The following is a 26,382-nucleotide window of genomic DNA, read 5'->3' as shown; positions in this document are numbered from 1 at the left end:
CATCAGCCCCCCGGATTCCCGCCACGAATCCCCACTCCCCAATCCCCACTCCCGGCCCCACCATGTCTGATGCCGGCCGCCCCGCCCCGCAGGAGCCGGATGTAGGCCACGTCGCCGTCAGCGTGGCCGACGTGCTGGCCGCGCAGGCGCGGCTGCGCCGCTACCTGTCACCGACGCCGGTGCATTACGCCGAGCGCTTCGGCGTCTGGCTGAAGCTGGAAAACCTGCAGCGCACCGGCTCCTACAAGGTCCGCGGCGCGCTCAACGCGCTGCTGGCCGGGCTGGAACGCGGCGACGAGCGCGCGGTGATCTGCGCCTCCGCCGGCAACCATGCGCAGGGCGTGGCCTGGGCCGCGCACCGGCTGGGCGTGCAGGCGATCACGGTGATGCCGCACGGCGCGCCGCAGACCAAGATCGCAGGCGTCGCCCACTGGGGCGCCACCGTGCGCCAGCACGGCAACAGCTACGACGAGGCCTTCGCCTTCGCCCGCGAGCTGGCCGAGCAGAACGGCTATCGCTTCCTGTCCGCGTTCGACGATCCGGACGTGATCGCCGGCCAGGGCACCGTCGGCATCGAGCTGGCCGCGCACGCCCCGGACGTGGTGATCGTGCCGATCGGCGGCGGCGGCCTGGCCTCCGGCGTGGCCTTGGCGCTGCGCTCGCAGGGCGTGCGCGTGGTCGGCGCCCAGGTCGAAGGCGTGGACTCGATGGCGCGGGCGATCCGCGGCGACGTCCGCGCCGTGGATCCGGTGCCCACCCTGGCCGACGGCGTCAAGGTTAAAATCCCCGGGTTCATCACCCGCCGGCTGTGCGCCAGCCTGCTCGACGATGTGGTGATCGTGCGTGAGGCGGAACTGCGCGAAACGCTGGTCCGCCTGGCGCTGGAGGAGCACGTCATCGCCGAGGGCGCCGGCGCGCTGGCCCTGGCGGCCGGGCGCCGCGTCGCCGGCAAGCGCAAGTGCGCGGTGGTGTCCGGTGGCAACATCGACGCCGGCGTGCTGGCGACGCTGCTGTCGGAGGTGCGCCCGCGCCCGCCGCGCAAGCCGCGCCGCCGCAGCGCCGAGCGACTTCGCAGCCAACGTCCCGCCCCGCCCGCTCCTGCCCGCATCGCTCCGTCCCCGCATCCCCATCCGCAAGCCACCGCCGCCGTAGAGGAACCCATCTGGTGAACACTTCCGTTTCTTCCCAGACCCCCCGCATCCGCATTTTCGACACCACCCTGCGCGACGGCGAGCAATCCCCCGGCTGCAGCATGACCCCGCCGCAGAAGCTGGTGATGGCGCGCGCCCTGGCCGAACTGGGCGTGGACATCATCGAGACCGGCTTCCCGGCCAGCTCGCAGTCCGACCGCGAGGCGATGGCGCTGATCGGCCGCGAAGTGCGCGGCCCGACCCTGGCGGTGCTGTCGCGCTGCCTGGCCGCCGACATCGAGACCTCGGCACGGGCGCTGGAGGCGGCGGCCCATCCGCGCCTGCACGTGTTCCTGTCGACCAGCCCGCTGCACCGCGAGCACAAGCTGCGGATGAGCCGCGAGCAGGTGCTGGAGTCGGTGCGCAAGCACGTGTCGCTGGCGCGCCAGTACGTGGACGACGTGGAGTTCTCGGCCGAGGACGCCACCCGCACCGAGGAGGATTTCCTGGCCGAGGTCGCCAGCGTGGCGATCGCCGCCGGCGCCACCACCATCAACCTGCCCGACACGGTCGGCTTCACCACCCCGGAAGAGATCCGCGGCATGTTCGCGCGGATCATCGCCAACGTGCCCGGCGCCGACCGCGTGGTGTTCAGCACCCACTGCCACAACGACCTGGGCCTGGCCGTGGCCAATTCGCTGGCCGCGGTGGAGGGCGGCGCGCGGCAGGTGGAATGCACCATCAACGGCATCGGCGAGCGCGCCGGCAACTGCGCGCTGGAAGAGATCGCGATGGCGTTGAAGGTACGCAACGCGTTCTACGAGCTGGATACCGCGATCAATACGCCGCGCATCGTCGCCACCTCGCAGCTGCTGCAGCGGCTGGTCGGCATGCCGGTCCAGCGCAACAAGGCGATCGTCGGCGGCAACGCCTTCGCCCACGAGTCGGGCATCCATCAGCACGGCATGCTGCGCCACCGCGGCACCTACGAGATCATGCGCCCGGAAGACGTGGGCTGGGAGTCCTCGCAGATGGTGCTGGGCCGCCACAGCGGCCGCGCCGCGGTCGAGCAGCGCCTGCGTGCGCTCGGCTACGTGCTGGACGAGGCCGAACTGAACATCGCCTTCGATGCGTTCAAGGCGCTGTGCGAACAGCAGCGCGTGGTCAACGACGCCGACCTGCAGGCGATGATGCAGGACGCGCCGGAGAGCCAGGGCTACCGGCTGTCGTCGATGACCGTCAGCGACCGCGGCCAGCGCGCCAGCGCGCAGGTCGAGCTGTCCGATCCGGACGGCCAGCGGGTCAGCGAGCGCGCCGAGGGCGACGGCCCGGTGGATGCGCTGTTCGCCGCGCTGTCGGCCGCCACCGGCGTGCAGCTGGTGCTGGACAGCTACCAGGTGCACAGCGTCGGCATCGGCGCCGACGCGCGCGGCGAGGCCAACCTCAGCGTGCGCCACGGCGAGGTCGAGTACGACGGCACCGGCACCAGCCGCGACATCATCGAGGCCAGCGCGCTGGCCTGGCTGGACGTGGCCAACCGCGTGCTGCGCCAACGCCAGGGCGCGCCGGCGGCGACCGCCGACGCGGCCGCCTGAACACCATGGCCGCCTCCCTCGTCCCCGCCGCCGGCCAGCGCTGGAACGCGCAGGGCTATGCCGCCGACGCCGGTTTCGTGCCGGCGCTGGGAACGCCGGTGCTGGACCTGCTGGCGCCGCAGCCGGGCGAGCGCATCCTCGACCTGGGCTGCGGCGATGGCGTGCTGACCGCCCAGTTGGCCGCCAGCGGCGCCACGGTGCTGGGCGTGGACGCCTCGCCCGAGCTGGTCGCGGCCGCCTGCGCGCGCGGGCTGGAGGCGCAGGTGCTGGACGGCCACGCCCTGCCGTTCGACGCGCGCTTCGATGCGGTGTTCAGCAATGCCGCGCTGCACTGGATGCGCGAGCCGGACCGGGTGCTGGCCGGCGTCCGCCGCGCGCTGCGCCCGGGCGGCCGCTTCGTCGGCGAATTCGGCGGCCACGGCAACGTGGCGGCGATCGTCACCGCGCTGCATGCGGCGCTGCGTCTGCACGGCGCGCCGGCGCCGGCGTTCGCGTGGTTCTTTCCCAGCGCCGAGGCCTATGCGCAGCGCCTGCAGGCGCATGGCTTCCAGGTGCTGCAGATCGCGCTGCTGCCGCGGCCCACGCCCTTGCCGACCGGCATGGCCGGTTGGCTGCGCACGTTCGCCGATCCATTCCTGCTCGGCCTGAACGACGCCACACGCCAGGACGTGCTCGCCACCGCCGTCGCATTGCTGACGCCAACGCTGTGCGACGATCGCGGCCGCTGGAGCGCCGACTACGTCCGCCTGCGCTTCCACGCCATCGTGCCGGCCCAGGTCGACGCCTGAGCCCGCCCGTTCCAAGACCCACGCAAGGTTATCGGTCATGAACCCAGCCCCCCGCACCCTGTACGACAAGCTGTGGGACGCGCACGTCGTCGTCCCCGAAAGCGCCGCCGCCCCGGCGGTGCTGTACATCGATCTGCACCTGATCCACGAAGTGACCTCGCCGCAGGCGTTCACCGAGCTCAAGGCGCGCGGCCTGGCGCCGCGCCGGCCCGACCGCACCAAGGCGACGATGGACCATTCCACGCCGACCCTGCCGCGCGGCGCCGACGGCAAGCTGCCGTACTACACCCCGGCCTCCGAGGCGCAGGTGGACATGCTCGCGCGCAACTGCGCCGACTACGGCATCGAACTGTTCGACATGGGCTCGGACAATCGCGGCATCGTCCACGTGATCGCGCCGGAACAGGGCTTCACCCAGCCCGGCATGACCATCGTCTGCGGCGACAGCCACACCTCCACGCATGGCGCGTTCGGCGCGCTGGCGTTCGGCATCGGCACCAGCGAGGTCGGCCACGTGCTGGCCACGCAGTGCCTGCTGCAGCGCAAGGCCAGGACCATGGCGATCACCGTCGACGGGCCGCTGGCGCCGGGCGTGAGCGCCAAGGACGTGATCCTGCACATCATCGGCGTGATCGGGGTCAACGGCGGCACCGGCCACGTGCTGGAATACCGCGGCTCCACCATCGAGGCGATGGACATGGAGCAGCGCATGACCCTGTGCAACATGTCGATCGAGGCCGGCGCGCGCGCCGGCATGGTCGCGCCGGACCAGGTCACCTTCGACTGGGTCGCCAACACCCCGCGCGGCCCCAAGGGCGCCGACTTCGACGCCGCCGTGCAGCGCTGGTCGCAGTTGCGCAGCGACCCCGGCGCGCGCTTCGACGCCGAGGTGCGCATCGACGCGCGCGACATCCGCCCGACCCTGACCTGGGGCACCCACCCCGGCACCGCGATCGCGGTGGACGTGCCGATCCCGGCCGCGCAGGATCCGGCGGCGCAGAAGGGCCTGCACTACATGCACCTGGAAGCCGGGCATGCGCTGATCGGCACGCCGGTGGACGTGGTGTTCGTCGGTTCCTGCACCAACGGCCGGCTCAGCGACATGCGCGCCGTGGCGCAGGTGCTGCGCGGCCGCAAGGTGGCGCAGCACGTGCGCATGCTGGTGGTGCCGGGTTCGGAGATCGTCAAGCGCCAGGCCGAGGCCGAGGGCATCCACGAGGTGGTACGCGCGGCCGGTGCGGAATGGCGCGAGTCCGGCTGTTCGATGTGCATCGCCATGAACGGCGACCTGGTCGCGCCGGGGCAACTGGCGGTGAGCACCAGCAACCGCAATTTCGAAGGCCGCCAGGGTCCGGGTTCGCGCACCCTGCTGGCCTCGCCGCTGACCGCGGCCTGGGCGGCGGTAAACGGCCAGGTCAGCGATCCGCGCGCGCTGTTCGCGGAGGTCGCGTGATGGCCCCGCACATCGCCGCGTTCGCGGCCACGCTGACCTTCGTCGCCGCCACCACCCGCGCCTTCGCCCATCGCCACCAGCCGCTGCTGCCGCCGCACACGCCCCCCGCGGCGCTGCCGCCGCCGGCCGACGCCGCTGCCGTGCCCACCCCCGACGCCGCCGCTTCCCAGGAGACCCCGTGATGGCCGGCTTCGCCACCCTCACCTCGCGCAGCGTGGTGCTGCGCCAGACCAACATCGACACCGACCAGATCATCCCGGCGCGGTTCCTGTCCACCACCGAACGCGCCGGCCTCGGCCGCCACGCCTTCAACGACTGGCGCTGGCAGGCCGACGGCACGCCGAACCCGGAGTTCGCCTTCAACCAGGCGCACAACGCCGGCCGCCAGATCCTGCTGGCCGGGCGCAATTTCGGCTGCGGCTCCTCGCGCGAGCATGCGCCGTGGGCGCTGACCGACCTGGGCCTGCGCGCCATCGTCAGCAGCGAGATCGCCGACATCTTCCGCAACAACAGCCTCAAGAACGGCCTGCTGCCGATCGTGCTGGCCGAGGACGACGTGCAGACACTGATGCAGCGCCCGGACGACGAATTGACCGTGGACGTGGCCGCGCGCGAGCTGCGCACGCCCGACGGCCGCGTCTACGCCTTCCCGCTCGATGCGTTCTCGCAGACCTGCCTGCTCGAGGGCGTGGACGAGATGGGCTACCTGCTGCTGCGCCAACCCGACATCGAACGCTACGAGGCCACCCATGCACGCTGACATCGTCGTCCTGCCCGGCGACGGCATCGGTCCGGAAGTCGCCGCCGCCGCGGTCGCGGTGTTGCGCGCCGTGGCCGCGCGCCACGGCCACGCCTTCCAGTTCCACGAACACGACATCGGCGGCATCGCCATCGACCGCCACGGCGAGCCGCTGCCGGCGGCCACGCTGACCGCCTGCCAGCGCGCCGACGCGGTGCTGCTGGGCGCGGTGGGCGGGCCGAAGTGGTCCGATCCCAACGCCAAGGTGCGCCCGGAGCAGGGCCTGCTGGCGATCCGCCGCGGCCTGGGCCTGTTCGCCAACCTGCGCCCGGTCAAGCCGCATCCGGCGGCGCTGGACGCCTCGCCGATCAAGCCGCACCTGCTGCAGGGCGTGGACATCGTGGTGGTGCGCGAGCTGACCGGCGGCATCTACTTCGGCGACAAGACCCGCAGCGCCAGCGACGCCAGCGACCTGTGCCGCTACACCGTCGCGGAGATCGAGCGGGTGCTGCGCAGCGCGTTCCGCCTGGCCCAGCAACGCCGCAACCACGTCGTCTCGGTGGACAAGGCCAACGTGCTGGAGACCTCGCGGCTCTGGCGCGACGTCGCCGCGCGCATCGGCCGCGAGGAGTTCCCGGACGTGCGCCTGGAACACCAACTGGTCGATTCGATGGCCATGCACCTGCTGGCCAAGCCGCGCGAGTACGACGTGATCGTCACCGAGAACATGTTCGGCGACATCCTCACCGACGAAGCCTCGATGCTGGCCGGCTCGCTGGGCCTGCTGCCGTCGGCCTCGCTGGGCGAAGGCCGCATCGGCCTGTACGAGCCGATCCACGGCTCGGCGCCGGACATCGCCGGCAAGGGCATCGCCAATCCCTACGCGACCATCCTCAGCGCGGCGCTGCTGCTGCGCCACTCGCTTGGCCTGGAAGCCGAAGCCGCGGCGATCGAGCAGGCGGTGAATGCCGCGCTCGACGCGCGCGCCTTCACCGCCGACCTGGCCGCGCCTGGTCATGGCATTGCCACCGAGTCGGCGACGCGCGCGGTGCTGGAACGGCTGTAGGCGGGGAGCCGGGATTCGGGATTCGGGATTGGGACAGGCTGCAGATGCCGGACGGCGCCGGTTCGATAGCCAGGGCCACGCGCTGATGCATCGATGGAAGCGCAGCGCTCCGCTGCGCGGACGCGGTCGCGGCAAGTAGGCATTGCGGCGCCTACCCGGCCGCACCTGCAGGTGGCGATAAAGGGCTCCCTCTAGTTTCCTGTAGGAGCGGCTTTAGCCGCGACGAGGCGTTCCCGGTAAAGCCCGTCGCGGCTAAAGCCGCTCCTACAGGGCAAACCGCGTCTGCCTGGATTGTGGCGAAAGCCGCATGCCGCCCGCTGCCATCCCGTTGCCCCTGGCGCGCACGCCACGCCGCTATCCGACCACCCGATCGCGCCCCTCGCGCTTGGCCCGGTACAGATTACGGTCGGCCAGCACAAGCAGTTCCCGGCGGGTGCGCAGCTCCGGGCCGACGCAGGCGAAGCCGATGCTGGCCGTGCAGCGCACGTCCTGCCCATCGACGTCGTGGACCACGACCGCGGCCACGCGGCCGCGCAGCGCGTCCAGCCGCGCCCGCGCCGCCTCCCGGTCCAGGCCCGGCAGCACCAGCAGGAATTCCTCGCCGCCATGGCGCGCGGCGAACGCCTGCTCGCCGAGCGTGGCGCGCAACACCTCGCCGACCCGGCGCAGCACCTCGTCGCCGATCTCGTGGCCGTGGCTGTCGTTGATCCGCTTGAAGTTGTCGATGTCCAGCAGCGCCACGCACAGCGGCGCCTGCGCGGCCAGCGCGCGCTCCAGCGCGGCGGCGAGGTGCGGATCGGCGGTGCGCCGGTTCGGCAACCCGGTCAGCGCGTCGTGGCCGGCCTGGTAGGCGAGCTTGCGCACCAGTTCCTCGCGCTCCAGATCGGCCAGCTTCAGCGCCAGGTTCTTCGCGCGCAACTCGTGGGTGCGCTCGGCGATGATGCGGTTGAGCCGGCGCTGGCGGCGCAGGTAGCGATGGCTGCGACCGCGATACCACCACAGCAGCAGGCCGCTGCAGGCGATCGCCGCGAGCACCACGAACGGGCCGCGCTGCCACAGCGGCGGCACCACCTGCAGCCGCAGCGACGCGCGCCCGACCAGTTCGTCGCGCGCCCAGTCCAGCGCGCTGGTGGTGGCCTGCACCTCCAGCCGGTAGTCGCCCGGCGGCAGGTTGGTATAGACCGCCTCCTCGTTGCGGCCGGCGTCGATCCACCGCCGGTCGAAGCCATGCAGGCGATAGCGGTAGCGCACCTTGTCCGGCGAGCGGAAGCTCAGGCCGGCGTAGTCGACGCTGAGCCGGCCGACGCTGCCCGGCAGACGGTAGTCGCTGCGCAGCGGCTGCTCCTGGCCGTCGACCTGCAGCCGCTCGATCACCACCACCGGCGCGCGCAGCGCCTGCCGGGCGGGCAGCGCCGGATCGATCAACGCCAGGCCGGCGGAGGTCGGCACCAGCAACGTGCCGTCGCGGCTCAACCAGCCGGCCGGCGCGCTGCTGCCGTTGCCCTGGCTCCCGGGCATGCCGTCGCTGCGATCGACCACGTCCACCGTCAGCCAGCTGCGGCGTCCGCCGTCCAGTTGCGCGATGTCGGCGCGCGCGATGCGGAACGCGCCCTGGTTGCTGGTCGTCCACAGATGGCCTTGGCCGTCGTCGAGGATCCGGAACAGCTTGTCGCGCGGCAACCCGACCCGATGGTCGTAGATGCGGAAGCGGCCGTCGCGCCAACGCAGCAGGCCGCGGTCGCTGGCGATCCACAGCGTGCCGTCGGCATCGCCCAGGAAATCGAAGGCGTTGTGCGCCGGAAACGCGGCGCCGGCCGGCCACGCGCGCAGCGCGCCGGCCGCCGACAGCGCCGCGATGCCGTCGCTGGTGCCGATCCACAGCACGCCGGCGCGGTCGCGGTACAGCGCCTGCACCTGCGCCGCCGGCAGGCCGTCGGCCACGGTGTACACGCGGGTGCGGCCGCGGTTGCGATACGCCAGTCCGGCATTGGTGCCGATCCACAGGCCCCCGTCGGCATCCTGCAGCAGCGCGCGCACGGTCGCCCGCGGCACGCCGGCCTCGGGACCGAGGCGTTGCCGGATCCTGCCGTCGGCGGTCAGCAGCAGCACGCCCTGGTCGTAGGTGCCGGCCCACATGCCGCCGTCGTTGGCCGCGGCCAGCGCCAGCACCGATGGATCGCGGCCGCTGGCGGCGATGCGCACCGCCTCGACCCGACCGTGCTGCCAGCGATCCAGTCCCGTCGCATGGCCGATCCAGATCGCGCCGTCGGCGCTCTGCTGCACCACCCGCACGTACTCGCCGGCCAGACCGTCGCGCCGGGTCAGGCCGCCGGCATCGCCCGCGGCGACGCGGAACAGGCCATCGGTGCTGCCCGCCCAGATCAGGCCTTCGCGGTCCTCCAGCAACGCCGGGCTGACCACGCCGGAGATCGACAGCATTTCCTCGCTGCTCCCGTTCGGCGCGAGCCGCAGCAGTTGCCCGCCGGACAGGCTGGTCCACAACTGGCCCTGGCGGTCCTGCACCGCGGCATCGATCCGCTGGCCCTGGCGCAGCCACCGCAGCGTGCCGTCGGCCCGCAGCCAGAACACGCCGGCATCGCCGGCGACTAGCAACCCGCCATCGCGGTCGCGGCTCAGGCGCCGCACCGGCGCATCGCGCATCGCCGCCGTGCGGCCCCAGCGCTGCGCGCGCTGTGTGGCCGGATCGAGCCGGAACAGGCCCTGCGCGGTGCCGACCAGGATGCCGCCGTCGGCCCGCTGCAGCAGCGCCGCGACCCGCACCGCCGGCAGGCCGGCCACGGCGCCGACCGCGTTCAGGCGGCCATCGGCCTCGATCCGGAACAGGCCGCCTTCGCTGCCAACCCACAGCGCGCCGTTGCGGTCGCGCAGCATCGACACCACCGGCAAGCGCCGCGCCCGCGCATCGCCCAGGTGCTGCCAGCGGCCGTCGGCGTAGCGGAACACCCCGTCGTAGGCGGTGCCGACCAGCACGCCGCCATCGCGCTCGGGCACGATCGCGAACACGCCCGACATCTCCATCCCCGGCGTGTTCTGGCGATCGAACACGGTGAACGCGCGGCCATCGAAACGCGCCACCCCTTCCCAGGTGCCGACCCACAGCAGGCCGTCGCGGTCCTGCGCCAACGCATGCACCAGGTTGTGCGGCAAGCCGTCGTCCATGGTCCAGCGCACCACGGTCGGCCGCTCGACGACGCTGCGCTCGGACAAGGCCGGCGCGGCGGCGCCCGCACTCCAGCATGCGGACAGCAACAGCGCCAGCAGCAGCAAAACGCCGCCCACGCGCGCGCGGCGGCGCGACACAGGCGCGCCGTGGGCGGTGAACTGACGCGGGTCCCCCTGCTTCATTGCGTTCCGAATCGCGCCCCCCGACGGTGCGCGGGCTTCAACTGGCACAAGAAGCCAATTTATCACTCCACGTTCGCTGCCGATGTCAGGACGTTCCTCACACCGCCCCGGCCTGGGCCGCGCGCGCGGCGCTACGCCAGGCCAAGCCGGACCCTGACCCGCAGCCCGCCCAGCGCCGGCGAGGTATCGAGCACGATGTCGCCGCCGTGCGCGGTCACCACCTCGCGCACGATCGCCAGGCCCAGCCCGCTGCCCTCCACGCCGCTGCCCAGTTCTCGATGGAAACGCTCGAACACGCGCGCGCGCGCCGCCTCGGCGATCCCGGGGCCGGAATCCTCGACCGTGAAGCAGGCCTGGCCGCGCTCGCCGCGCAGGGCGACCTCCACCTGCCCGCCGGGCGGGGCGTAGCGCAGGGCGTTGTCGATCAGGTTGCGCACCAGCGCGGACAGGCCGGCTTCGTGGCCGAGCAGCATCACCGGATCGTTGCAGACCAGGCGCACCTGTTGCTGGCGCCGCGCGGCGAGCGGCTGCGCCTCGTCCACCTGCAGCGCGACCAGGCCATCCAGCGCCAGCCGTTGCTGCGCCGGCATGGCCGCGCCCGGTTCGACCCGGCTGAGCGTCAGCAACTGCGCGACCAGCCGCTCCACCCGCCGCACGCTGGCGTCCAGGTGCCGTTGCGACTCGTTGCGTTCGGCGGCGTCGCGCGCCTGGCGCAGATTGTCGGCATGCACCTTCAACGCGGCGATCGGGGTCCGCAGTTCGTGCGCGGCATCGGCGATGAAACGGCGCTCGCGCGCCAGCGCGGCTTCCAGGCGTCGCATCAGCGCGTTGACCGCCGCCACCAGGCCATGGATCTCGCGCGGCACGCCCTGCAGCGGCAACGGTTCCAGCCGTTGCGGGTCGCGCTCGCCGATCGCCTGCGAGACCCGGCTCAACGCGCGGCTGGCCCAGTTCACCACCACCCACACCAGCAGCGCCAGCACCGGCATCGCCAGCAGCAGCGGCAAGGCGGTGCCCAGCGCGATGTCCTCGGCCAGCTCCTGGCGGATATCGGCCTGCTCGCCGGTCTGGAACCAGCGCCCGCCCGGCGAATGCAGAGTGAAGGTGCGCCAGTGGCGGCCATCCAGGGTGACGTCGGCGTACCCGGCGACCAGCGGCGCCAGTTGCCGGGTCGGGCCACTCTCCGAGCGCAGCAACAACTGACCACGGTCGTCGCGGACCTGGAACGCCAGCTTGCTTTCGTAGGCATGGCCGGTGCGGAACGCCAGCGCCTCGCCCACGCCTTGCGCCTGCCCGTGCCAGCCATGGATCACGATCGGCTCGCCGGCCGGTCCGAGCCGGGACAACTCGCCCAGCGGTTCGTCGACCAGGCTCATCAACACCCGCGAGGACTGCGCCAGCTTGGCATCGAACATCTCGCCGGCCTCCTGCAGGCCGGCGCGGTAGCTCAGCAACGCCGCCACCGCGAACACCAGGGTCACCACGCCGAGCAGGCCGCCCAGCAGCATCCGCCGCATCGAACTCATGGCGCCGCCACCGCGGACGCCGCCTGTTCGTCCAGCGCATAGCCGACCCCGCGCACGGTGCGGATCAGCGCCGGGTCGAGCTTGCGCCGCAACTGGTGCACGTGCACGTCGACCGCATTGCTGGCCACGTCCTCGTCCCAGCCATACAGCCGCTGCTGGATCGCCTCGCGGGCGATGGCGCGGCCGTGGCGCTCGGCCAGCAGCCACAGCAGCGCGAACTCGCGCCGGGTCAGGTCCAGCGCGCGCCCGCGCCAGCGCACCGCCAGCCGTTCCGGGTCCAGGTACAACGCACCGATCTGCAACTGCGGCGTGGCGCGTCCGGCACTGCGCCGCAGCAACGCGCGGGTCCGTGCCAGCAGTTCGGTGGTGTCGAAGGGCTTGCCCAGGTAGTCGTCGGCGCCCAGGTCCAGGCCCAGCGCGCGGTCGGCCGGGCGCTCGCGCGCGCTCAGCACCAGGATCGGCACGTCGGCGCCGGCTTGACGCGATTGCCGGATCACCTCCAACCCGTCCATGCGCGGCAGGCCCAGGTCCAGCAGCACCAGGTCGATGCCGCCGTCGCCGATCGCGATCAGCGCCGCCGCGCCGTCCTGCACCCAGTCCACCGAATAGGCGGCGCGGCGCAATGCGGTGCGGATGCCTTCGCCCAGCGACAGATCGTCCTCGACCAGCAAGATGCGCATGGCGGCCAGTGTGTGCGCCCGCTCAATGGCTGGCAAGGTGTGGCTCGACCTCGCGCAGCGCCGCCTGGATCTGCTCGCGGCGGCCGCGGTCGGCCAATGCGCGGCCCGGCCGCGGCGGCGCCGCCAGCGCCTTCTTCAACGCCGATGCCGCGCCGGCCCAGTCCTTCTGGTCGCGCAGGAAGTCACCGTAGAAATAGTTCGCGTCGATCCCGTCCGGGTCGTAGCGCAGGCCCTGCTGCAGCAGCGTGCGCGCCTTGGCGTCGTCGCCGAAACCCACAGGCCAGCCGGGCACCTGGTAGTACAGCGCGCCGAGGCTGGTGCAGGCCGAACCGTTCAGCGCGGCCGGATCGAGCTTCAGCGCCTGCTCGAAATCGGCGCGCGCACGCTTGACCAGGCTCAGCGCCCCCAGGCCGCCGCGCTCGCCGGCCTCGCTGGACAGCACGATGCCTTCCCAGATCAGCGCGGCCGGATCCTGCGGCGCGGCCTGCCTGGCCAGCGCCGCATGCGTGGCCAGCGCCGAATAGGCCTGCGCGCGCTGCGGTTTGGGCGTCTGGTAGGCGACCTGCGCCCATTGCTCGCGCACGGCGGCGACCGCGGGCGACAACGGGGTAGCGGTGGCGGCGACCGCGGCCAGCGGCAGCAGCGACAGGAGCAGGAGCACACAACGGCGGCAGGCGTTCATCTGGACTCTCCGGGAGTGGAAGCGACGCTGGCGGCATGCCGGCGCACGACGGGCAATTGCGCTTTCAGGCTGCGGTCGACCAGGCCGGGCAAGGCGCCGTTGAGCCGCGCGAACAGCTTTTCCGGCCAGCCGATCTGCAGGCGCGTATCGCCGCGCTCGATCGCCTCGCGCAAGGCCCGCGCGACCCGCTCGGGGCTGTCGGCGCCGACCTTCAGTTCCTGGTTCAACGCATCGACCTGGGCGGTATTGAACGCGGTGCGGGTGGCGCGCGGCGCCAGGTACTGGAAGCGCACGTGGCGATCGGCGTACTCGCGCGACAGCGCCTCGATCAAGCCACGCAGACCGAACTTGCTGGCGCTGTAGCCGGCGAAGCCGGGGAAGCCCAGGCTGCCGAAGGTCGAGCCGACCGCCACCACCGCCGCCTGCGGCTGCGCCTGCAGCAGCGGCAGCAACGCATGCACCAGCAGCATCGGCGCCAGCAGATTGGTCTCCAGCATGCGCTGCAGTTCCTGCCCGGACTGTTCCGCGAACAGACCGAAGCCGCTCTGCGCATGCGCGATCAGCAGCAGCGACGGTGGCGCCTGCAACACGCACGCGGCGGCCAGCACCTGCGCGCGGCCGCTGTCGCTGGACAGGTCCGCCGGCAACGGCAGCACCCGCCCTGGCGGATGCCGGCTCGCCAGCGCCGCCAGCCGCAGCGGATCGCGCCCGATCGCCAGCACCCGGGTGCCGGCGGCGACCAGTTCGCCGCACAGCGCCGCGCCGATCCCGCCGCTGGCCCCGGTCAACACCACACTGCGCCCGCCCAGGTCCATCATGCCGCCTCCGCCATGCGCGGCGCCGGCAGCGTGCGCAGGCTGCGGAAGATGTCGCCATACAGGCCGTAGAAGCGCCTGGCCGCATGCAGCACCGCGCGCTGGTCGTCGGCATCGTCGAGCCGGTCCATCAGCCCGGCGAAGAAATCGGCGTGTCCCACGTCCAGATCGCCATGCGACAGCAGGTAGCTGAACGCGGTGCGCGGCAGCCCCAGCGAGGTCTCGATGCTCTGTGCCGCGCGCGTGGCCAACGCCACGCTGGTGCCTTCCAGCACCAGGACCATGCCGAAGAAGCCGACCGGATTGCCGCGGGCGATGGTGTCGTAGGCGTAGGCCACCATCAGTTCGGTGGCGGCGGCCGGCGCGGACGCCGCGGCCGCGGCGCGATCGACGCCGCAGGCGGCCAGGTCGTCGAGCACCCATTCCTGGTGGCCCAGTTCCTCCTCGATGTATTCGGCGACCGCCGTGCGCAGCCATTCCAGCCGCGCCGGCAGGCGCGCGCCGCAGGCCATGAGCAGCGGCACCGTGTGCCGCACGTGGTGGTAAGCCTGGCCGAGGAAGGCGATGTAGTCCTCGCGCGCGATCTGCCCGGCCAGGGCCGACTGGATGATGGGGATCGCGATCATCGCGGCGCGTTCGGCCTGGGTGTCGGCAAGCAGGCGTTGGTGGAAGCTCATCGGGAAACTCCGTGGAAGGATGGGGATTCGAGTTCGGCATAGCGCTGCGCGATGGCATCGGCGTAGCGCCGCAGGATCGCGTCGCGGCGTGGGCGGCCGTTGCCGGTGAGCAGGCCATCGCCGGCGCTGAAGGGCGCGGCGGCGCGGACGAAGCCGGACACGCGCGCGTAGTCCGGCAAGCCGGCGTTGACGTCGGCCAGGGCGCGCGCGATCGCCGCATCGTCCAGCGCGGCGCTGCGCGGCCACAGCACCGCCAGGTTGTGCGCGCGCGCCTCGCCGCACACCACCGCCTGGGCGATGTGCGGGTGCTGCAACAGTTCGCTTTCCACCCACTCCGGCGACACGTTGCGGCCGTAGGCGGTGATGAACACATGCTTGCGGCGGCCGGTGACGTGGACGAAACCCGCATCGTCGACATGGCCCAGGTCGCCGGTGGCGATGGCGCCGGCAGGCGGTCCTTTCGCGCCGAGATAGCCCAGGCAGCGCACGCCGTCGACCCACAGTTCGCCGTCGATCGCGCGCACCTGCGCGTGCGGCAGCGGGCGGCCGACGCTGCCCGGGCGCTGCGCCTCGGGCCGGTTCAGCGCCACCACCGAGGCGCACTCGGTCAGTCCGTAGCCTTCGAACACCGGTAGCCGCAGCGCCGCGGCGCGGCGCAACAGGCCCGGGCCGACGCGGCCGCCACCGACCGCCAGGTAGCGGAGCGACGCCGGCAGCGCCACGCCCTGCTCGGCCGCCATCACCAGCGCCAGCAGCAGTTGCGGCACCAGGATCACGCTCTCCGGCTGGTAGCGGTGCAGGCAGGCGATCAAGCGGGGAATGTCGAGTCCGGCCGCGCCGCTGTAGCCGATCTCGGCCAGCGACGGCAGCGCGATCTGCGCGCCGGACAGCAGCGTGGCATAGAGCCCGGCGACGTTCTCCAGCAAGGTCGACAGCGGCATCAGGCACAGGTGCCGGCGCGGCGCCAGCGCGGAGGCCGCGTCGACCAGCGACGCCGCGACCTGCAGCAGCGCGCTCGCCTCCAGGCACACGCCCTTGGGCTGGCCGGTGGTGCCCGAGGTGTAGGTGATGCAGCCGGTGCCGGCCGGCAGCGCCACCGGGGTCGGCGCCAGCCGCCAGCAGCCCACGCCGGGCGTCGACAGCGGCAGCGACAATGGCTCGCCCTGTCCCGGCAGCGCACCCGCGGTGGCGACCAGGCATTGCGCGCCACTGCTGTCCAGCGCGTACTGGGCCTGCGCCGGGCTGAAGAAGGTCGGCAGCGGCACGTGCACGCCACCGCGCAGGCGGATCGCCAGGTCCAGCGCCAGCCAGTCGCTGCCATTGTCCAGGCGGCTGGCGACGCAGTGCAGGTCGTGCCGCTGCAACGCATCGGCCAGCGCGCGGACCTGGTCGGCCAGCGCCGCGTCGCCGATCGCGCCATGGCCGGTAAGGAGGCGCTCCTGGTTGCCACGCAATTGACCGAGCAGCTCGGCGAACCCGGGCGCGCTCACGGCGCACCGGCCATGCAGATGCCGAACATGCCGGCCTGGAGAGGCGCCGCCGCGTCCTGCCGCGGTGCGGCGTCGCGCTGCAGGAAGGCGTGGCCGGCGGCGATGTCGCCGAACATCAACCGCGGCTGCGCGGCGTAGTAGTCGCCCCAGTCGCTGGGGTCGCCGCGCAGGCGCTCGCCGCGCGCCTCGCCCAGATCCACTGTCGCCAGGTGCAGGCGGTCGAAGGTATTGCGCAGTTGCCGGGTGGCCACGAACAGCACCCAGCGCAGCCCGGCCGCATGCAGGGTGGCGGTCAGCGCCTGGATCATCGCGCGCGCGTCGCCAGGCTGGTCCGCGGCGAAATTCCCCACCTCCACCAGTTGCGTGCGCGCCACCGGGCGCGGCACCCGCGCGGCGATCGCCAGCTCCGCCGGCCGCTCGAGATACTGCTCGACGAACAGGTCGCCTTCGCTGGCGCAGCGCAGCCCCAGCGCGGCGCGCAAGGTGCCATCGGCGTCGTGGTAGGCGAGCAGATGCGGCAGGAAGCCGCGCAGCACGGCGCCATAGCGCTGCCGATAGACGCGGGCGATGAAGGCTTCGACGGAGGCGCGCGCCGGGTGTGCGGGACCGATCAGCACGGCACTGGCGAAGCGCGAGGGAAACGCGGCGGAGACGGGGACGATGACCATGGCGGCATCGTCGGCGCCCTCGATTAGCCGACAATGAGCCGAACGTTAGCCGAATGTAAGGCACGCATAAGCGATTCATTGCGCCGGGCGCCATCGGCCGCCGGAACCGAGGGCAAGCCTGCTGCGGGCTGAACCGCCAGGTCACGCACCGGGGTGAGCGACGCGTTCCCAGGCCGCCACGTTAATTGAACCGTGCGGTATAGTATAAATATCGAACCGACTGGTCTAGTATTGCGCCATGGTCAGCAAGCCTTCCGCCGCTCCCTCCCCCAAAGCCACTGCCCGCGCCGCCGGACCGGGGCGCCCGAAGGACATGGGCAAGCGCGCGGCGATCCTGGAAGCGGCCAAGCAGTTGTTCACCGAACTGGGCTTCAGCGGGGTCAGCATGGACGGCATCGCGGCGCGCGCCGGCGTGTCCAAGCTCACCGTCTACAGCCATTACGGCGACAAGGAGACCCTGTTCGCCGAGGCGGTGCGCGCGCAGTGCCAGGCGCTGCTGCCCGACGACCTGTTCGGGCATGCGCGCAAGGGACCGCTGCGCGCGCAGTTGGTGGAGATCGGCCTGGCATTCTTCGCCATGATCAGCAGCGAATCGGCCATGGCGACCCACCGCATGATGCTCGACCCGGGCACCGGCGACGCCTACGTGCGCGAGATGTTCTGGAATGCGGGTCCGAAACGGACCCAGGAAGACCTGGCGCAGCTGCTGCAGGCCCACGTCACGGCCGGCGAGTTGGACATCCCCGACCTGATCCTGGCCGCCTCGCAGTTCTTCTGCCTGGTCAAGGGCGAACTGCATTCGCTGATGATGTGCGGCCTGTGCCGCGACGCCGGGCCGGGCCGGATCCAGGCCCATGTCGAGGCCAGCGTCGATTTCTTCCTGCGCGCCTATGCGCCGCGCTGACCCCGCCCCGGCGGGGCGACCCGGTGACTTCCGGCACTGCGCGCCGCGCCGGGCCTGCGGCGATGCTGCGACGTACGCACGGCCCCCGCGCCGGCTAAAATGCGCGACCCACCGCGTTGGATGCCCCAGATGACGATCGACTACTCCCAAGCCCGCGAAAAGATGGTTGAACAGCAGGTGCGTCCCTGGGACGTGCTCGACCTGCGCGTGCTCGACGTGCTGGCGCGGCTGCCGCGCGAGGCCTTCGTGCCGCCGGCCCACCGCGCCGTGGCCTACGCCGACCTGGAGATTCCGCTGGGGCATGGCCAGTTCATGATGAAGCCGGTGATCGAAGGCCGCATGCTGCAGGCGCTGGACCTGCAGCCGGGCGAGGACGTGCTGGAGATCGGCACCGGCAGCGGCTTCGTCAGCGCCTGCCTGGGCGAACTCGGCCGCGAGGTGGTCAGCCTGGAGGTCGAGCCGGCCCTGGCCGCCGCCGCGCGCGCCAACCTGGACGCCGCTGCGCTGGGCAGCAACGTGCGCATCGAGACCGCCGACGCCTTCGCCTGGCACAGCGAGCGCCGCTTCGACGTGGTCTGCGTCACCGCCGCGGTCACCGAGATCCCGCCGCAGTTCCTGGCCTGGCTGCGCCCCGGCGGACGCCTGTTCGCGATCCGCGGCCGCGCCCCGGTGATGGAGGCGGTGCTGGTCCACGCCGACGCCGGCGCGCCGCGCGTGGAATCGCTGTTCGAAACCGATTTGGCGTACTACCTGCGCGGTGCCGCGCCGGTCCCCCAGTTCACTTTCTGATCCGTCCAAGGAAGCCGCAATGATCCGCCGATCCCTCGTCCTGGCGCTGGCCGCCGCGTTGTCTCCACTGGCCGCCAATGCCGCGGACCTGCTGCAAGTCTACGAAATGGCGCGCAACAGCGACCCGCAGCTGGCCTCCGCGGAATCGACCCGGCTGTACGACAAGGAAGGCGCGGTACAGGCGCGCGCCGCGCTGCTGCCGCAGCTCAACGGCTCGGCGTCGTTGCAGCGCAGCCATAGCGAGATCGAGCGCGGCGGCGGCCAGGTCGACGGCACCGGCAAGAGCCGCAGCTACGCGATCCAGGGCCAGCAGACGCTGGTCAACTTCGCCCAGTTCTCCACGCTGCGCGCGCAGAAGGCGCGCAGCCTGGCCGCCGACTACACGCTGGAATCGGCCAACGACGACCTGATCGTGCGCACCTCGGCGGCCTACTTCAACGTGCTGGTGGCGATCGAGTCCCTGGTCGCCGCGCAGACCAACGAAGCCGCGGCCAAGAAGCAGTTCGACTACGCCGACAAGCGCCTGGAAGTGGGCCTGGCGCCGATCACCGACGTGCACGAAGCGCGCGCCGAGTACGACCAGGCGCGCGCCGACACGATCACCGCGCGCAATTCGCTGCAGGACCTGTACCAGGCACTGACCGAGATCACCGGGCAGCCGGTGCGCGACCTGCGCGGCCTGCCGGAGGACTTCCGTCCGCAGTTGCCGGCCGAAAGCAGCAACATCGACGGCCTGATCGCCTCGGCGCTGGACAAGAATCCGTCGCTGCGCGCCTACCAGTACCAGGTGCAGGCGGCCGAGAACAGCGTCTCGGCGGCGCGCGCCGGCCACCTGCCGACGCTGAACCTGTCCGCCAGCGCCGGCCGCGACGCGAACTGGGGCGACAGCGTTTCCGGCAGCGGCAGCACCCCGCGCGCCGACAGCAACACCATCGGCCTGACCCTGAACATCCCGATCTTCGCCGGCGGCGCCACCCAGTCGGCGGTGCGCCAGGCGCTGGCGCAGCGCGACATCGCCCAGGACACCTACGAGCAGCAGAAGCGCGCGCTCGACCGCAACACCCGCAACGCGTACCAGACCGTCGTCGCCGGCATCAGCGAGATCGAGGCGCGGCGCCTGGCGGTGGTGTCGGCGCAGGCGGCCTACGACGCCTCGCAGGTCGGCCTGGAAGTGGGCACGCGCACCGTGCTGGACGTGGTGCAGAACCAGCGCACCCTGTACCAGGCGCAGCTGGCGTATGCGCAGGCGCGCTACAACTTCCTGCAGAACCGACTGCTGCTGAGCCAGGCGCTGGGCTCGCTGGACGTGGCCGAGGTGCAGTCGATCAACGCGCTGCTGACGCAAAGCGCCGAGTCCAAGCTCAACTCCGGCACCAGCATGCAATAACGCCCGCGGCGTCGGCGCGGAACCGCGAACGGCGGGCCCTCGGGTCCGCCGTTCGTGTGTCCGGCGCGCGCCCGTCGATGCGCGGGCCTGGATGCGCGGGCGCTCTCGCGCCGGTGCCGGCGTCGGTCGACCTGGCCATCGTGGACGTGCGCGACCAACCCGGGCCGCAGCGCACCTTGTCCGGCACCGCCCTGCACCGGCGCGGCGCCAACTGCCTTACTCCGGCGGCGCGTGCGCGACCGGCGGCAGGTCGTGCGCGACCAGTTGCAGCACGCGCTGCAGCGCGCCGCGTCCGTTGGCGACCAGCGCGCATCCGGCCTCGGCCATGCGCGCGCGCGCGGCGGCGTCGCCGAGCAGGTCGCGCAGCGCCGCGCACACCGCCACGGCGTCCTCGCAGATCGCGACCGCGCCGGCCTCGCGCATGCGCCGCGAGATGTCGGCGAAGTTGTGCAGGTGCGGCCCGCTCACCGGCGGCGTGCCGACCGCGGCCGGCTCCAGCAGGTTGTGCCCGCCGATCGGCTGCAGGCTGCCGCCGACGAAGGCGACCTGGGCGCAGGCGTAGAACAGCATCAACTCGCCCAGCGTATCGATCACGAACACGTCGTCGTCGGCGCCGGGCCACTGCTGCTGGCGGCGCGTGGCCACGCGCCAGCCCTGGTCGCGCGCCAGCGCCTCGACCTTGGCGAAGCGTTCGGGATGGCGCGGCGCCCACAGCAGCAGCAGGTCCGGCCATTGCCGGCGCAGTTGCCGATGCATCTCGATCACCGCCGCCTCCTCGCCTTCGTGGGTGCTGGCGGCGATCCATACCGGCCGCCCCGGCGCCACGCGTTCGCCGAACGCGGCCACGAACTGCGGCAGGTGCTCGGGCACGGCGATATCGAACTTCATGTTGCCCAGCGGCCGCACCTGTTGCGGACGCGCGCCGAGTTCGATGAAGCGCTCGGCATCGGCCTGCGACTGCGCGGCCACGCAGGCGACGGTCCGCAGCGCGCGCCCGATCAGCGACCGCAACAGGCGGTAGCCGCGCAGCGAGCGCGCCGACAGCCGCGCGTTGAGCACGTACACCGGAATGCCGCGGTCGCGGCAGCCGAACAGCATGTTCGGCCACAACTCGGTTTCCAGGATCAGCGCCAGGCTCGGGCGGAAATGCTGCAGGAAACGGCCGACGCTGCCGGGCACGTCGTAGGGCAGGTAGACGTGGTCCAACGCGTCGCCCCACAGCGCGCGCACCCGCTCCGAGCCGGTCGGGGTGATGGTGGTGATCACCCAGCGAATGTCCGGACGCTGCGCGCGCAACGCGTTGACCACCGGCGCGGCGACGTTGACCTCGCCCACCGACACCGCGTGCACCCACACCCGCGGCTCGCCGCGCGCCTGCGGATACGAGGCGTAGCGCTCGTCCCAGCGCTGGAAATACTGGCGCACGCGGAACCCGCGCCAGACCAGGTGATAGACGGTGACCGGCAGCAGCAGGTACAGCACGGCCGAATACAGGCCGCGCAGCAGCCGTTCGATGAAATCGTTGCGCATCGCGAAAGCATACCGGGTTGCGTCGCGCAGGCGGCAGACGATCGCCGGCACCGCGCCGACCGCGCGCAGCGGATGCGCGGCGCCGCACCACGCCGACCCTGGTGCGCCCGCACCCGCTAAACTTGGCCCATGTCAGACGCCTCCCCCGCCCCCCCGGCCTCCGCCACCACCGCCGCGCCGCCGCCGCGCTCGCCGAGGCACTGGCCGACCTGGCTGCTGCTCGGCCTGGCCGTGGTCCTGGCGCGGCTGCCCTGGCTGCTGCAGCGCGCGCTCGGCCGCGGCGTCGGCTGGCTCGCCCTGCGCCTTGCCGGCACCCGCCGCCACGCCGCCGAGGTGAACCTGAAACTGTGCTTCCCCGAACAGAGCGAGGCGTGGCGCGAACGCCTGCTCCGCGACAGCTTCGATGCGCTGGGCGTGGGCGTGTTCGAGTTCGCGCGCGCCTGGTGGGGCAGCCTCGCCGCGATCCGCGGCCGCACCCGCATCGAAGGCCTGGACCACCTGCGCGCGCTGCAGGCGCAGGGCCGCGGCGTGCTGCTGGTATCGGGCCATTTCATGACCCTGGAGATGTGCGGCCGCCTGCTGTGCCAATACGTGCCGCTGGCCGGTATGTACCGCCGCCACCGCAATCCGGTGTTCGAATGGGCGGTCAAGCGCGGCCGGCTGCGCTACGCCAGTGCCATGTTCGCCAACGAGGACCTGCGCGGCAGCGTGCGCCACCTCAAGCGCGGCGGTTTCCTGTGGTACGCGCCGGACCAGGACATGCGCGGCAAGGACACCGTGTTCGTACCGTTCTTCGGCATGCCCGCGGCCACCATCACCGCCACCCACCAGTTGGCGCGGCTGACCGGCTGCGCGGTGGTGCCGTACTTCCACCGCCGCGAAGGCGCCGAGTACGTGCTGCGCATCGCCCCGCCGCTGGAGGACTTCCCTTCGCAGGACATGGTCGCCGACACCGCGCGGGTCAATGCCGCGATCGAGGCGATGGTGCGCGAGGCGCCGGCGCAGTATCTCTGGATCCACCGCCGCTTCAAGCGCCAGCCCGGCGGCCGCAGCACGTTCTACGAACGCGACTGAGCTGGATGCGGGGAAATGGGCGCCGCACCATTGCGCGCCTGAGTCTGCGGGTCGCTTTCGCGCCGGACCCTCACCCCAACCCCTCTCCCGACGGGAGAGGGGCTTAGGCTCTTCCTTCTCCCGTCGGGAGAAGGTGCCCCGCAGGGGCGGATGAGGGTACGGGCGAAGCCTCGTGCACCCAACTCCGCGCGTCGCTTTCGCGCCGGACCCTCACCCCAACCCCTCTCCCGGCGGGAGAGGGGCTAGGCTGTTCCTTCTCCCCTCGGGAGAAGGTGCCCCGCAGGGGCGGATGAGGGTACGGGCGAAGCCTCGTGCGATCGCGGTCAGGCAGAGGCGGGCAAGGCCGCCTGCGCGCCATCGCCCTCGGCGTCGCGCTCCTCGGCCAACAGCGCGCCGACATACAGGCCCACCAGCATCAGCGCCAGCGAGCCCCAGAACGAGGAATAGAACGCGAGGTGGGTGTTGAACGGGAACACCGTCGCCAGCAGCGCCAGCATCGCCGGCCGCGCCCGCTCGCGCGCCTGCGGCGAGGCGTAGCGCCAGGCGCGCCACGCCTGCGCGGCGCCGGCCAGCCACAGCAGCAAACCGATCACGCCGGTCTCGCTGAGCACTTCGAGCACGACCTGGTGAGCATGGAAGGCCGGCTCGCGGCCCCAGGCGCCGCCGTGCGCCGGATCCGGGTCGCAGCCCACATAGGCCTCGCGGAAGCCGCGCACGCCGACGCCATTGAGCGGATGCTGGCGGATCATGCACAACGACGCGTCCCAGATCTGGCTGCGCCCGGCCAGCGCCGCGTTGACGTCGGCCGCGCGCCCGCTGAGCGCCAGCGTGGTGCGGGCGAAGCGTTCGCGCACCTGCGGCGAGAGCGCGCCGAGCACACCGGCGACCAACACCGCGGCCACCCCCAGCGCCAGCAGGCGGCGCGTGCCGAGCAGGCGCCGGCCTGACAGCAACACCACCAGCGCATAGGTGATCCATGAGGCGCGCGACCCGGCCAGCAGCAACACCACGCCCACCAGCGCCGTCGCCAGCAGCCAGCCCCAGGCGCCGCCGCGGCGCCCGGCCGCGAACAGCAGAAACGGCGACAGGCTGGCCAGCACCTGTCCGAACTTGAGGTTGCACGGCCCGAACACGCCGCTGAGGCGATCGGCCAGCGCGATCTCCTGCGCCGTGCACAGGCCATGCTGGCTGATCGCCCACTTCAGCTGGTCCATCGACCAGAACAACGGGCTGGTGCCGAACAGCGCCTGCGCCAGGGCATCCACGGTCCAGAGCGCGGCGATGATGGCCAGGCCGTTGAAGGTGGTCCGGCGGCCGCGTGGTGTCGCCACCGCCATCGCCACCAGCCACAGGAACGGCAGGAAGCGCAGGTCCACCGCCGATTCGCGCAGCGCCAGCGGCACGTCCACCGCGTCCAGCGCCGACAACGGTTGCGGCAGCCAATAGGTCAGGAACAGCAGCGTGGTCAGCGCCCAGGCCGGACCGCTGAGCAGGCTGGCGCCGCCGCGGAAGCGGCTGTGCAGCAACCGCGCCAGGGTGACCAGCGCGCCCAGCGCCAGCACCGCGGCGGCCAGGCCGGGCGCCGGCCACAGCGCCACGAACGTCAGCACCCACACCGGCGCCCAGCGTTCGCTGCGCGCCGACGTCAGCGGCGGGAGCAGGGAGGACTCAGTGGCGGAGTTCGTCATAGACGGCCAGGGTCGCACGCTGCATGGCCTGCAGGGTGTAGGGGATCGCCGCCAGCGGCGGCGGCGGATGCGCCAGCAGGCGCGTGGCGGCGGCGCACAAGGCCGCCGGATCGAAGGCCGGTACCGCGCCCTCGGGCTGCAACTGCGCCAGCAACTCGCCAACGCCGCCGTGCGCCCAGCCCAGCACCGGCCGCCCCACCGCCAGCGCCTCGACCACGGTGCGCCCGAACGCCTCCGGCTTGCGCGACAGCTGCAGCACCAGGTCGCTGGCCGCATAGGCCTCGGCGATGCGCGCGGTCGGCGCGGTGAACGCGACCGCGGCGGCGATGCCCAGCGCCGCGGCTTCGGCCTCCAGTTCCTGCACATAGGCCGCGCGCCCGGCCTCGCGCGCGCCGGGCAACCACAGCCGCGCATCGCTGCCGTCGGCACGCAGCGCGGCGAGCAGGCGCAACGCGTCGCTGTGGCCCTTGAGCCGGGTACCGCGCCCGGGCAACAGCAGCAGCGGACCGTCGCCGGCGATGGCCGGCGCCTGGGTCGCGGCCCAGGCGCGCGCCGCGGGATCGGGCCGCGGACGGCGCGGGAACTGCGCCGGATCGATGCCGCGCGGGATCACCCGCAGCCGCGCCGGGTCGGTACGCGGGTAATGGCGCAGCACGTAGTCGCGGACCGTGGCGGACACGCAGATCGCGCGCTCGCCACGGGTCATGATCGCGCTGTAGCGGCTGGGCGAATTGAGCCCGTGCACGGTGGTGACGAAGCGCGGCCGCTGCGCCGCCGGCAACCCGCGCAGCGCGTACCAGCCCAGCCAGGCCGGCAGCCGCGAGCGCGCATGCACGATGTCCGCGCCCTCGCGCACGAACAGGCGGCGCAGCGGCGGCACGTGGCGCAGGGTCAGCAGCGACTTGCGGCCGATGTCCAGGGCGATGTGCTCGGCCCCGGTCGCGGCCAGCGCCGGCAGCAGCCGGCCGCCGGCCGACACCACCAGCGCGCGATGCCCGGCGGCGACCAGCGCCGCGGCGATTTCCAGGGTGGAGCGTTCGACGCCGCCGGATTCCAGCGCCGGCAGCAGTTGCACCACGGTCAGGCGCTGCATCGCGCCGGCGGTCAGTCGACCAGCACGAAGACCGCGCCGCAGTACGGGCACTTGGCCTCGTGGCTGGGTTCCTCGTCCACCGGCAGATAGACCCGCGGGTGCGAGTTCCACAGCGCCATCTCCGGGGTCGGGCAGCTCAGCGGCAGGTCGGCGCGGTGGACGCTGTAGCGCTTCTCTGCATTGGCGGGCGCGGTGGCGGTATGGCTCATGGCGGTAGGGCACGGCGGGTGGGGACAGCGAATTCTAGCAGTCCGCCCGGCGCGCGCGCCGAGGGGCGCCGCCCGATGCCGACTCGCAGCCCCCCTTGTCTCGTTCCTGTCTCGCCACTGTCTCGCTGCAGACGGCCCGGGTCCAAGCCAGGTCGTGGCCGGGTTCGGATGACCCGCATGGACCGGCTTGATACGGGACGATCACATCCACTATGCTCGGGAACACGCGGCGCAAACCTGCCGCTCCGAGGTGTCCCGTGGATATAGGTGTGCGATTGATGCAGGCGCGGCGCAATGCCGGTTTCACGCTGCGCGAGCTGGCAGCCTTGCTTGGTGTGGCGCATAGCACGCTGGGTCACTGGGAGAACAATCGTTCGGTGCCCAATGCCCGGCATTTGCTGAAGATCGCCGAACTTACCGGCGTCGATGCCTATGTGCTGCTGACCGGCAAGCCGTCCAAGCTGAACCAGGGCGAGCACGAAAGCCTGCCGTTGCCGGTAGGCAAGCGGATGGCCTGAGGGCCTCGCGGCGCCGTATTGGCGCCGCTTCGGCGTTGCACGAATCGCACGCAACGCGCTTGGTAGCGTGATGTCTGTGCTGGCCGGTTGCCGACCGTTGCGCGCGGAACTTTAAACCGTTTATGCGCTGCCGGCCTGCGATTCGCGGGCCGCGTCGCGTCGCAGCCAGGCGAGGTGCGGCATCGGCATGCGGGCCTGGGCAACGCAAGCGCAGGACACCACCCCACCCTGGAGTCGGTCGTTGGAGCGCTGCTCCAATCGAGACCGGGCGCGACGCGCCTCATTCCGATATGCCCAGCGAAACCAGCGACGCGCCTCGGGCGCGCACCCTGGTCACCCTTGCGCATCGCGATGCGCGCCACCCCCAACGCCGCACCGCAGCTTCCGCTTCCGCCCAGCACGATGCCGCATGTCCCGGCCGGCGGCCCGCACCGGCCGTTGGTCACATGGGCACTGGCCCACGCCACCCGGGTGCCAACGCTGCGATTGCGCAGCGGCAAGTCCGCTAGCGCGCC

The 26,382-nt window shown here is 72.3% G+C and carries 24 protein-coding genes; 12 read left to right on the top strand and 12 right to left on the bottom strand.

Going from position 1 to position 26,382, the window contains the following annotated elements; all coding sequences use genetic code 11:
• Positions 1–62: 62 nt before the first annotated feature.
• The 7 genes from AB3X07_RS04895 to leuB are packed head-to-tail and all read left to right on the top strand — an operon-like array spanning position 63 to position 6,771.
• On the top strand, positions 63–1,169 hold the full coding sequence (locus AB3X07_RS04895) for a threonine dehydratase (protein WP_369943263.1): 1,107 nt from the start codon (positions 63–65) through the stop codon (positions 1,167–1,169).
• Entirely contained in the window at positions 1,166–2,725 is a 1,560-nt protein-coding gene (locus tag AB3X07_RS04890; protein WP_369943261.1) for a 2-isopropylmalate synthase, read from the top strand. Before AB3X07_RS04895 ends, AB3X07_RS04890 begins: the two co-directional genes overlap by 4 nt.
• Positions 2,726–2,730: 5 nt before the next feature.
• Positions 2,731–3,513, top strand: coding sequence for a class I SAM-dependent methyltransferase (locus AB3X07_RS04885; protein ID WP_369943260.1), 783 nt, complete (start codon positions 2,731–2,733; stop codon positions 3,511–3,513).
• 37 nt (positions 3,514–3,550) lie between these two features.
• Positions 3,551–4,966: a 3-isopropylmalate dehydratase large subunit gene (gene leuC, locus AB3X07_RS04880; protein WP_369943258.1), complete on the top strand. Its 1,416-nt coding sequence runs from the start codon at positions 3,551–3,553 to the stop codon at positions 4,964–4,966.
• A complete protein-coding gene (locus AB3X07_RS04875; RefSeq protein ID WP_369943256.1) occupies positions 4,966–5,148 on the top strand; it encodes a hypothetical protein in 183 nt (60 codons plus the stop codon). The genes leuC and AB3X07_RS04875 overlap by 1 nt, the downstream gene beginning before the upstream one ends.
• Complete coding sequence (gene leuD / locus AB3X07_RS04870) at positions 5,148–5,726, top strand: 3-isopropylmalate dehydratase small subunit (RefSeq protein ID WP_017914017.1); 579 nt, start codon at positions 5,148–5,150, stop codon at positions 5,724–5,726. Before AB3X07_RS04875 ends, leuD begins: the two co-directional genes overlap by 1 nt.
• On the top strand, positions 5,716–6,771 hold the full coding sequence (gene leuB, locus AB3X07_RS04865) for a 3-isopropylmalate dehydrogenase (RefSeq protein ID WP_369943254.1): 1,056 nt from the start codon (positions 5,716–5,718) through the stop codon (positions 6,769–6,771). Before leuD ends, leuB begins: the two co-directional genes overlap by 11 nt.
• Before the next feature lie 354 nt (positions 6,772–7,125).
• On the opposite strand, the gene AB3X07_RS04860 is transcribed toward leuB, so the two are convergent.
• The 8 genes from AB3X07_RS04860 to AB3X07_RS04825 form a co-directional block, all read right to left on the bottom strand.
• On the bottom strand, positions 7,126–10,137 hold the full coding sequence (locus AB3X07_RS04860) for a two-component regulator propeller domain-containing protein (protein ID WP_369943252.1): 3,012 nt from the start codon (positions 10,135–10,137) through the stop codon (positions 7,126–7,128).
• A gap of 131 nt (positions 10,138–10,268) precedes the next feature.
• Positions 10,269–11,642, bottom strand: coding sequence for an ATP-binding protein (locus tag AB3X07_RS04855; RefSeq protein WP_369944655.1), 1,374 nt, complete (start codon positions 11,640–11,642; stop codon positions 10,269–10,271).
• 17 nt (positions 11,643–11,659) lie between these two features.
• The gene (locus AB3X07_RS04850; protein WP_369943250.1) at positions 11,660–12,343 is read right to left on the bottom strand and encodes a response regulator transcription factor; all 684 of its coding nucleotides are present in this window, start codon (positions 12,341–12,343) and stop codon (positions 11,660–11,662) included.
• A 22-nt stretch (positions 12,344–12,365) separates the two neighbouring features.
• A complete protein-coding gene (locus AB3X07_RS04845; RefSeq protein WP_369943248.1) occupies positions 12,366–13,025 on the bottom strand; it encodes a hypothetical protein in 660 nt (219 codons plus the stop codon).
• A complete protein-coding gene (locus tag AB3X07_RS04840; protein WP_369944653.1) occupies positions 13,022–13,840 on the bottom strand; it encodes an SDR family oxidoreductase in 819 nt (272 codons plus the stop codon). The genes AB3X07_RS04845 and AB3X07_RS04840 overlap by 4 nt, the downstream gene beginning before the upstream one ends.
• A complete protein-coding gene (locus AB3X07_RS04835; RefSeq protein WP_369943246.1) occupies positions 13,840–14,517 on the bottom strand; it encodes a TenA family transcriptional regulator in 678 nt (225 codons plus the stop codon). The genes AB3X07_RS04840 and AB3X07_RS04835 overlap by 1 nt, the downstream gene beginning before the upstream one ends.
• The gene (locus tag AB3X07_RS04830; RefSeq protein WP_369943244.1) at positions 14,514–16,007 is read right to left on the bottom strand and encodes an AMP-binding protein; all 1,494 of its coding nucleotides are present in this window, start codon (positions 16,005–16,007) and stop codon (positions 14,514–14,516) included. Before AB3X07_RS04830 ends, AB3X07_RS04835 begins: the two co-directional genes overlap by 4 nt.
• Positions 16,004–16,675, bottom strand: a complete 672-nt coding sequence (locus AB3X07_RS04825) for a thermostable hemolysin (protein ID WP_369943242.1) — start codon at positions 16,673–16,675, stop codon at positions 16,004–16,006. The genes AB3X07_RS04830 and AB3X07_RS04825 overlap by 4 nt, the downstream gene beginning before the upstream one ends.
• A 238-nt stretch (positions 16,676–16,913) precedes the next feature.
• Between AB3X07_RS04825 and AB3X07_RS04820 the strand changes: the two genes are divergently transcribed.
• The 3 genes from AB3X07_RS04820 (at position 16,914) to AB3X07_RS04810 (ending at position 19,755) form a co-directional block, all read left to right on the top strand.
• Positions 16,914–17,579, top strand: coding sequence for a TetR/AcrR family transcriptional regulator (locus AB3X07_RS04820; protein WP_369943240.1), 666 nt, complete (start codon positions 16,914–16,916; stop codon positions 17,577–17,579).
• A gap of 129 nt (positions 17,580–17,708) precedes the next feature.
• Positions 17,709–18,368, top strand: coding sequence for a protein-L-isoaspartate O-methyltransferase family protein (locus AB3X07_RS04815; protein WP_369943238.1), 660 nt, complete (start codon positions 17,709–17,711; stop codon positions 18,366–18,368).
• A gap of 19 nt (positions 18,369–18,387) precedes the next feature.
• Complete coding sequence (locus AB3X07_RS04810; RefSeq protein ID WP_369943236.1) at positions 18,388–19,755, top strand: TolC family outer membrane protein; 1,368 nt, start codon at positions 18,388–18,390, stop codon at positions 19,753–19,755.
• Positions 19,756–19,971: 216 nt separating this feature from the next.
• Here the strand turns inward: AB3X07_RS04810 and waaA are convergent, their stop codons facing one another.
• Entirely contained in the window at positions 19,972–21,285 is a 1,314-nt protein-coding gene (gene waaA / locus AB3X07_RS04805; protein ID WP_369943234.1) for a lipid IV(A) 3-deoxy-D-manno-octulosonic acid transferase, read from the bottom strand.
• 129 nt (positions 21,286–21,414) lie between these two features.
• Here waaA and AB3X07_RS04800 point away from each other — a divergent pair, with 129 nt between their 5' ends.
• Positions 21,415–22,359, top strand: coding sequence for an LpxL/LpxP family Kdo(2)-lipid IV(A) lauroyl/palmitoleoyl acyltransferase (locus AB3X07_RS04800; protein ID WP_369943232.1), 945 nt, complete (start codon positions 21,415–21,417; stop codon positions 22,357–22,359).
• A gap of 323 nt (positions 22,360–22,682) precedes the next feature.
• On the opposite strand, the gene AB3X07_RS04795 is transcribed toward AB3X07_RS04800, so the two are convergent.
• The 3 genes from AB3X07_RS04795 to AB3X07_RS04785 are packed head-to-tail and all read right to left on the bottom strand — an operon-like array spanning position 22,683 to position 25,349.
• A complete protein-coding gene (locus tag AB3X07_RS04795) occupies positions 22,683–24,047 on the bottom strand; it encodes an O-antigen ligase family protein (RefSeq protein ID WP_369943230.1) in 1,365 nt (454 codons plus the stop codon).
• Complete coding sequence (locus AB3X07_RS04790) at positions 24,028–25,140, bottom strand: glycosyltransferase (RefSeq protein ID WP_369943229.1); 1,113 nt, start codon at positions 25,138–25,140, stop codon at positions 24,028–24,030. The genes AB3X07_RS04795 and AB3X07_RS04790 overlap by 20 nt, the downstream gene beginning before the upstream one ends.
• Before the next feature lie 11 nt (positions 25,141–25,151).
• The gene (locus AB3X07_RS04785) at positions 25,152–25,349 is read right to left on the bottom strand and encodes a zinc-finger domain-containing protein (protein WP_369943227.1); all 198 of its coding nucleotides are present in this window, start codon (positions 25,347–25,349) and stop codon (positions 25,152–25,154) included.
• Between the two features lie 278 nt (positions 25,350–25,627).
• Between AB3X07_RS04785 and AB3X07_RS04780 the strand changes: the two genes are divergently transcribed.
• On the top strand, positions 25,628–25,867 hold the full coding sequence (locus AB3X07_RS04780) for a helix-turn-helix domain-containing protein (protein WP_369944651.1): 240 nt from the start codon (positions 25,628–25,630) through the stop codon (positions 25,865–25,867).
• Positions 25,868–26,382 lie beyond the last annotated feature (515 nt).

It is taken from the genome of Xanthomonas sp. DAR 35659, assembly GCF_041242975.1.
Classification (GTDB): domain Bacteria; phylum Pseudomonadota; class Gammaproteobacteria; order Xanthomonadales; family Xanthomonadaceae; genus Xanthomonas_A; species Xanthomonas_A medicagonis.
Note: the sequence above shows the minus strand (reverse complement) of the source record. Positions and strands in the feature narration are given on the sequence as shown.